At 47.2% G+C, this 8,128-nt stretch carries 3 protein-coding genes and 5 pseudogenes; 4 read left to right on the top strand and 4 right to left on the bottom strand.

Annotation, left to right across the window (positions count from 1 at the left end; all coding sequences use genetic code 11):
- Nucleotides 1-113: 113 nt before the first annotated feature.
- Nucleotides 114-968 (top strand): annotated as a pseudogene (locus USG84_RS23805) (methyl-accepting chemotaxis protein); the annotation flags it as partial.
- A gap of 202 nt (nt 969-1,170) precedes the next feature.
- Here the strand turns inward: USG84_RS23805 and USG84_RS23800 are convergent.
- Together USG84_RS23800 and USG84_RS23795 are read right to left on the bottom strand one after the other, a co-directional pair.
- A pseudogene (locus USG84_RS23800) lies at nt 1,171-4,178 on the bottom strand (Tn3 family transposase).
- 49 nt (nt 4,179-4,227) lie between these two features.
- Nucleotides 4,228-4,788 (bottom strand): recombinase family protein, encoded by a 561-nt coding sequence (locus USG84_RS23795; RefSeq protein WP_151413094.1) that lies wholly within the window; start codon nt 4,786-4,788, stop codon nt 4,228-4,230.
- Nucleotides 4,789-4,943: 155 nt separating this feature from the next.
- Between USG84_RS23795 and USG84_RS23790 the strand changes: the two genes are divergently transcribed.
- Complete coding sequence (locus tag USG84_RS23790) at nt 4,944-5,408, top strand: GyrI-like domain-containing protein (RefSeq protein WP_089600220.1); 465 nt, start codon at nt 4,944-4,946, stop codon at nt 5,406-5,408.
- 161 nt (nt 5,409-5,569) lie between these two features.
- Here USG84_RS23790 and USG84_RS23785 read toward each other — a convergent pair.
- A pseudogene (locus USG84_RS23785) lies at nt 5,570-5,668 on the bottom strand (Tn3 family transposase); the annotation flags it as partial.
- On the opposite strand from USG84_RS23785, the pseudogene USG84_RS23780 reads away from it, so the two are divergent.
- Both USG84_RS23780 and USG84_RS23775 read left to right on the top strand, forming a co-directional pair.
- Nucleotides 5,668-6,910: pseudogene (locus USG84_RS23780) on the top strand (peptidase domain-containing ABC transporter); the annotation flags it as partial. The pseudogenes USG84_RS23785 and USG84_RS23780 overlap by 1 nt on opposite strands.
- A 106-nt stretch (nt 6,911-7,016) precedes the next feature.
- Nucleotides 7,017-7,320: pseudogene (locus USG84_RS23775) on the top strand (type II toxin-antitoxin system VapC family toxin).
- A 320-nt stretch (nt 7,321-7,640) separates the two neighbouring features.
- Here the strand turns inward: USG84_RS23775 and USG84_RS24145 are convergent.
- Nucleotides 7,641-7,823, bottom strand: a complete 183-nt coding sequence (locus USG84_RS24145; protein ID WP_414146800.1) for a helix-turn-helix domain-containing protein — start codon at nt 7,821-7,823, stop codon at nt 7,641-7,643.
- Nucleotides 7,824-8,128 lie beyond the last annotated feature (305 nt).

Here is an 8,128-nt window from a genome sequence, read left to right as displayed (position 1 = left end):
GCCATCGGTTGACTCCTTCTAAGATAATTGTCTGATTAACCATTACCTTACCGGATAAGCCGATGGCTCTCACCATCCTTCCGAATTTACACCACGCACTAAGACTCTACCCGTCGGGTGATCTTACATCGGTCATTACAATCGACCGAATGGACGAAACAGGCAAGCTGCTTGTGGCTCTTAATAACATGCAACAGAGATTAAAATCTCTCGTCACTGAAATCAAAATCACTGCTTCTTCAGTCGATCTTGCGGCCGGGGAAATCGAGCAGGGCAATATGGAGTTATCTTCCCGTACTGAGGAACAGGCCGCTGCTTTGCAACAGACAGCTGCCAGTATGGAGCAGTTAACAATGACCGTTCGCAACAATACAGAAATTGCTGAACATACGGCTATGTCCGCCAGAAAGACAGAAGAGCTGGCTCGGGAAGGGGAGTCTGCTGTTGGTGAAATGAGCGAAACGATGCAAAAAATATCGGCAAATGCACTTAAAATTAAGGAAATCACGAGTGTTATTGAAGGGATTGCCTTCCAGACAAATATACTTGCATTGAACGCTGCTGTAGAAGCTGCACGCGCTGGTGAGCATGGGAGAGGTTTCGCTGTTGTAGCCACCGAAGTTAGAAATCTTGCGCAAAGAAGCGCGAGTGCATCAAAAGAAATCGGCTCCTTAATCGAGAACGCAGTCGACAATGTCGATAATGGTGTTTCTGTAGCCTCTAAGACAGCAGAGACAATTTTACGTGCTGCAACCAATGTTGCTTCACTTGCGCAGTCAATGGATAGTCTTTCTATGGCCTCAGTAGAGCAAATGCAGGGGATTATGCAAATCAGTACCGCTGTGACACAAATGGACGGTGTGACGCAGGGAAATGCTGCCCTCGTTGAGCAGTCTGCTGCCGCATCTCAGTCGCTCAGTGAACAATCCAGGTCTCTGAAGCAGATGACTGATAACTTTGTTATTTAAAAATCCAGTGGCACCATAATTTATGGTGCCTTTTAATGTCGTCAAATAGAAAGGTAGTCTTTTCCTGAACGTTGCTGTCGCCGGATGTCAGATCCGGCGGAGCAGGGAGACTGGTTGGGGTATGAAGCCCAACCGTACGAAAACGTACGCTAAGTACGTTTTTTAACCAAGGCGTCGTTTTTTATTCTCATAGCAAAGGCGACTATAAAGGCCATTCATCGCTCTCTTCCGCTTGCTTAAGTGGCCTTAGCTGTCCTTTTGTTACCTGTTCCGCAAGCGTAAATGTATAGTGCCCCAGCATATTGATATGCGCATGCCGCAGTGGCGAAAGCCGGACTTCATCTTCTTCATTAATGACTTCGCCCTCATCACGTAAATGTGTCAATGCGGCCTGCATATAGATGGTATTCCAGAGCACAACGGCATTGGTCACCAGCCCCAGAGCGCCCAGTTGCTCCTCCTGCCCATCCTGATAGCGCTTTCTAATCTCACCCTTCTGCCCGTGACAAATGGCTCTGGCGACAGCGTGTCTGCTTTCTCCCCGGTTAAGCTGGGTCAGGATGCGACGTCGGTAATCCTCATCATCAATATAATTCAGCAGATACAGTGTCTTATTTATTTTTCCGGCTTCGATAATGGCCTGTGTTAGCCCTGAAGGGCGATCGCTACTCAGCAACGAACGAATCAAAACTGACACACGAATTGTCCCCAGTGTCAGGGAACCGGCCATCCGCATCATGTCATCCCAGTGTTGCTCTATCTTCCAGGCATTCGCAGCATTGCGGGCGATATCATTCAGCACACCATAATCTGCATCTTTATCCACACGCCAGAATACAGAGGCTCCGGCATCAGCCAGACGGGGAGAAAACTGATAGCCCAGCAACCAGAAAAGACCAAAGATCAGATCACTGGAACCAGCCGTATCTGTCATTATCTCAGTCGGATTGAGTCCGGTTTGCTGCTCCAGTAGCCCTTCCAGCACGAAAATGGAATCTCTTAGCGTACCTGGAACGACAACACCATGAAATCCGGAGTATTGATCTGAAATGAAGTTGTACCAGGTGATCCCACGGCTGGAGCCAAAATATTTTCGATTGGGGCCTGCATGTACCGTTCTTACTGGGGCAATAAACCGCATGCCGTCGGCAGAAGCTACCTCACCACCGCCCCATTTCTGAGCCAGAGGCAGGGTAGACTGATAATCAACCAGTCTGGCGTTTGCCTTTACCAGCGTTTCTGGCCTGAGATAATTTTGTTTGGTCCAGCTCAGACGATAACGGGTCAGCGCCGGAATATTGGGTCGAATAAAGGGCTCCATGCCAATGTTACAGGCTTCAGCCAGCAATACCGCGCAGATACTGACAGTCAGGTCATCCATACGCGCACCCGCCTCGCTTGCATGGGTGAATTCATCTGCAAACCCTGTATGCGCGTTAATCTCAAGAAGGAGTTCTGTCAGATCGACAACTGGCAGCAGGTCAGAGATACGTTTTGAGATTAACTTCAGTGTCGGCGGCTCATCCAGTCCGTTCAGATGAGCAATGGTCAGCTTCGTGCGTTTACCGGTGAAATCCAGTGAAACTGCCGGATTATCGGCAAAATTTTTAGCAACCTGTCGGTACACCGTGTCAAGCTGCCGCGTCAGTGCATTGACGGCCTCTCCGGCTTTGAGGGGATGCCCAAGTGAGCGATAGACCTGCACCCTGTTGGTGTGCCAGTCCTGCCCCTGGAGAAGTTTTGCCCGCGGATCTCCCCAACGCTCGCTCCGTGCGACGTAAATATCGCGACGTCGCAGACTGTCCTGTAATTTATTTATAACACAAAGGGTATAGCCCTGTCGGGATAAATGACCGTCTTTGCCATAGCAGAGTCGTTTCCAGGGACCGGTAATTATCGCCATTGGCGCATCATCAATATGCTGCCTTCGTGTTGATCTGATCGCCGCAAGATAGCGTATAGCCTCCAGCGTTGTTTCACCTGCCGGAGCGGCGCTGAATTCAATATTTTCCAGCAAACAGGGAAGAAAGCGGCGCACTCTCCCATACTGTTCCAACATTTCATCGTGAAAACCGGCGTCAGAAGGTCGGGCGATGGCGTTTATAAATGCGATGGTATCGGCCAGCTTGGCCGGAGGAAATTTTCCGAATATCGTCGAGCGGAGCAATTCACTGTCAACATTTTCATCCAGGAGTACCGAACAGATCTGTGCCAGATCTAATGCTGACTTATCAAGGTCTTTCAGTGTCCGCAGTCGTTTTTTCTGCCCAATTTTCTTCGCCTCCCGGCCGATATCAGCGATAACACCATCCAGAACGTCAAGCGCGTCATCCAGTGCTGATATTTCGCAGGAACGGACAAAGGCAACCAGCATCGCTGTTCGTCTCGTGGGCGGCATCCGAGCTATTTTGTACACTGAAATCATATCAGCATACCGGGCGAGTGCATTGAAACGCGCTGGAGGAATACCAGTGAAGTCGAGATCCTGCATGCCAAATTCTTTCAGTTTCAGGTAGCGCGCAACGGCCTGATTAAATGCCGGGCCGCTGATGGCAACCGGGCCTTTTCTTAACTGGTCAATACGTGAGGTGCGTACACCATCAGGAACCTGTAACAGTTCTTCAAGTAATGAGCACTGTTCACCTGATGCCAGTCCAGACAGGCGTGACCAGAGCCTGTCTGCTGATTTTTCACGTATTTCGGATATCAAACGGGTCAGCGTGGTGACGCCTGGCAACAGGATTTTATTTTGCAAAAGCCAACTGGTAGCCAGATCGAAAAGAAGTCCCGGCCGTTCGTTGCTGAGCCAGCTGCGGGTGAACAGTAACCGGCTTAACCTGAAGGTCCACGGCCACGCAAAATCACGATAGTCATACTGACGGCGGATCAGAGCCTGGTGTTCACGCAGCGTGGTTTCTCTTCTGGAGTAGTCGGATAGAACATTTGTGTCGGATATACCTAGCTGTCGGGCAACAAACCACAGTACGTTGGTTGGGATCGCTGACAAGTCATGAGGCCATGTGCCAAGAAATCGAACGCTGCCAATCAGTAATGCCACAGCCAGACGGTTTGCCCTTCCGCCCGGTGGTTAATGAAATCCATATCCACTTCGTCCAGCAGAAAGAAACGAGCAAGTTGAATGTCATTCGGCTCACCAGAGAACCGACCATAACTGGCACGTTGTTCCGCGTTTAAAAAATCTGCTGGCAAAAGTGCCTCCCTGGCTACGGATCACATACGAATACATAAAAATAAGATGTTAATCAGACTGTTTCAGATACTGATACAGCGTTTCACGGCTAATACCAAACTCGCGAGCAAGCTGGGCTTTTTTCTCACCATCTGTTGCTCGCCGTCGGACTTCAATTTGTTGTTCTGAGGACAATGATTTTTTCCGTCCACGGTAAGCTCCACGAAGTCTGGCCAGAGCGATCCCTTCCCGCTGACGTTCATGGATTAAAGAACGTTCAAACTCGGCAAAAGCACCCATCACTGAGAGCATCAGGTTTGCCATGGGTGAATCTTCGCCAGTGAATGTCAGGCATTCTTTAACAAATTCGATACGCACTCCCTTATGGGTAAGCTTTTGTACCAGACGGCGCAAATCATCCAGATTACGAGCCAGCCTGTCCATACTATGAACCACCACGGTGTCTCCATCACGCACGAATGACAACAGTGAATCCAGCTCTGGCCGCTGCGTATCTTTACCCGATGCTTTATCGACGAAGACTTTATCCACCTGAGTCTGATCCAGTTGCCGTTCTGGGTTCTGGTCAAAGCTACTTACCCGGATATAGCCAATACGTTGACCTTTCATACGCCTCCAATACTGAATGTGTCACAAAAGAATCTATGACCTTTCATTACCAGTGTCAATAAATTCACAGAGCAACTTTATTCTGACAGTTTTTCATTATCATGCCTGACGTCAAGTTAGGGTATAATTCAAATTTACATAGAGAGACAATCATTATGAAACCAAAGACTGAACATATAAAAAGCTTCTGCGTGGCGGGGCTTTGCGTACGTACGAAAAACATTGATGAGTTCAATTCTGAAAGTGCAAAAATCCCTGGACTATGGACAAAGTTCTATTCAGAGGGGGTGACAGAGCAGATCTCAACACGGTTACCAAATACTCCAATTTTTGGCGTTTACTCAGCTTATGAAACTGACGCTACCGGCTTTTATGATTTAACCGTTGGTGTATCTGTTGATAAATCAAACAGCGATTTTGAAAATATTGTCATTGAAGCTGGGGAATATCTCGTTTTTGAAGCAAGAGGGGCTATGCCCGATACGATGATTCAAACCTGGTCTTATATCTGGTCTTATTTTGAGCAACACCCTGAGATATGTCGCAGTTTTCTTACTGATTTTGAAGCTTATAAAAGTCCTGAAGAAGCTCATATCTACATAGGTATTAGCACTACATAATCTTTTCAAATTCCATTTCCATAAGTCTACATTGTGGCTCAGCCCCCAACGTAGACAAGGAATATGTCCAAAACTCATCAATATGCACATATGCTATGTGCATATTGAACTGTTCAAAAATGCACTTAGCGTACGTTTCCGTACGGTTGGGCTTCGGACCCCATAAACAGCTTCTTGTCGTGGAGATCCCTGATTCGCGGACAGAACGCAAATCCCAGCAGATGCAACAGGGCAAAGACATGATCGGTGAAACCCGCGGTACAGCCCTGAAATGACGCTGATAGCGGTACTGGCTGCCATTATTTACGGTGTGCTGAGAGCCCTCTGGTATCCCGCTCTGCGGCAGTCGGCAGAAGATGCCTGGGATGCAGGCGCAAGGGAGTCTGGGCATTTCCTTGAAACTCTCAACGGGATACTGAGCCTGAGAATAAACGGGGTGACCGCACACCGCGAAGCCGCCTGGCTGAATCTCAACGTCACCCGGAGAAATACGCAGCTACGCCAGAGCCGTCTTCTGATGTGTTATGACATTGCGCACACCCTGACCGGCAGCGTGGTATCGGTGATTATTTTGTGGAAAGGTGCCGGTGAAGTTCTGAACGGCACCTTTACTGTCGGTATGCTGGTTGCCTATATGTCTTATCAGATGCGTTTTTCTTCGAGTATCAGCAGCCTGACCGATAAGATTTTTGCCTGGCGCATGCTTGATGTCTATAACGAGCGTCTGGCTGATATTGTGTTGACCCCGACAGAAGACCATCAGCAACAGCCCGTGCAGGAAGACAGTCGGACTTCTGCCATTCCTTCTGTTTTTCGTGGAGCAGTGTCCGAAGATACCCACCTCCCGTTATCCCTTGAACACATAATATTCAGTCACAAAGGGAGCAACACACCAATACTCCGGGGGGGTATCGCTGACTCTGCATCCTGGAGAAGTGGTGGCCATTACCGGTAAATCGGGATGTGGAAAATCAACACTGGTAAAACTTATTCTGGGGATCCATATCCCTGATGAAGGGACGATCAGAACATTTGGCATACCGCAAGCGCACCCGGATTATTTTCAGGTTCGCCGACGAATCGGTACAGTGCTGCAGGATGACCATCTTTTCAGGGGATCCATTGCAGATAACATCATTTTCTTCAGTGAGGACCGCAATCATAAACGAATGATCCACTGTGCCCGCCTGGCGCTCATCGACAGCGATATTATGGCAATGCCGATGGGATATCAGACATTAATCGGTGAAACCGGTGGAGGGCTTTCCGGAGGGCAAAAGCAGCGTATTCTGCTGGCAAGGGCGCTGTACAAGAAACCGGGCTTTTTGTTACTGGATGAAGCGACCAGCCATCTTGATGTTGAGAGTGAAATCCGGATAAGCCAGACGCTACGCCAGCTGGGATTACCTGTCCTGTTGATTGCCCATCGCCCGGAAACCATTGCTTCTGCAGACCGGGTTCTGTATCTGGCTGACGGATATTTCACCGAGCTGAAGCACTAGCGCACAGTTGATGATGACGATCTGGTTTGTAATCATTACTGATGAATGACAGGTCAAAAATCAGCCTTAACGTACAATAATTTTCGATATCCAAACTGCCCCCTTCATGCCATACGTGCTGAAGCGCTTGGAGGAAGTTTTGCTGCGCGGTCACCGCCATCACCTACCAAGAAATGTGCTTTGGCGCCACCTGCCAGAAGGCCTCGCCGCGACACGTCCGGCTGGTTGACGCATTCTGTGAGCGACTCGATGTCATCCTGCCATGGGACTGCGCTGTGGTGGACGTCACCACGAAGAACATCAGCGTCGCGCTACGTCTCGCCGGGACGCAGATTGGTCCTAACGATACGGCGATTGCCGGGCACGCCATTGCCACAGGTGCTATCCTGGTGACGAATAATGTGCTGTAAATTGAGGGTGTGACTGGCTTGACGCTTGAAGACTAGGTAAAATGTTATAAATTAATTCACAAAAACCCCAAACATTTACAAAAATAAAGACTGGCTTATTTTTAATAATATAAAAAACAGAGCCTGCGATAAACAAAAGAAATAAAAAGAGGTGATAAATTCTGTTTTATCAAAAAATAAGTAATTATCAAATCCATTTGAGACAAGTAATGAATGGTTCAATTATAGTTAAAAATTACAATGCAAAAATTCTCTTAACGCGACTATTGAAAATAGCAAAAAGAGAAATAAATAATGGAGTGAACATGCCACACCATGCATCATTTAATCGTATTTATAATTTTCCATAGATTGGTTCGATTCTTTGTTTTTAATTTTAGCATTATATTCCGCCTGTGTGAATAAATAGTCTTAATAGAAACCCCCAAAAAAGATGATATTGTAGAGTCATTCATGCCCAACGCAATTAGTGAAAAAACCTGTGCTTCACGGCAGGATAACACATCATGATTATAGGATGTTGTTTTATCTTTAAAGTTAATGAAATTATCACGGAAAAATTCTAAGGGCAAGATCCAATAAAAAAACTTTCGCCTGCCGTCACAGCATAATAAATTTAAAAAGTCTACATCAGCAATCAAAATACCAACCCCTAGCCCGCTTTCATTTGTATAGTTAATAAAGTAATCATTTATATTAGAAATCTTAATAAATGAAAAATCTCTTCCCTTGCGCGTTTTTCCAGAAAAAAAATGCTCAATCCCAAGGGAAAAGTATGTGTTGTTTTATGCAATGTATACATTAATAT

It is taken from the genome of Enterobacter sp. 168J2, from assembly GCF_034107265.1.
GTDB classification, from domain to species: Bacteria; Pseudomonadota; Gammaproteobacteria; order Enterobacterales; family Enterobacteriaceae; genus Enterobacter; species Enterobacter nematophilus.
Note: the sequence above shows the minus strand (reverse complement) of the source record. Positions and strands in the feature narration are given on the sequence as shown.

Coding starts and splice junctions, on each gene's coding strand:
- USG84_RS23795 (WP_151413094.1), bottom strand. CDS start 4,788: ATGAAAGGTCAACGTATTGGCTATATCCGGGTAAGTAGCTTTGACCAG.
- USG84_RS23790 (WP_089600220.1), top strand. CDS start 4,944: ATGAAACCAAAGACTGAACATATAAAAAGCTTCTGCGTGGCGGGGCTT.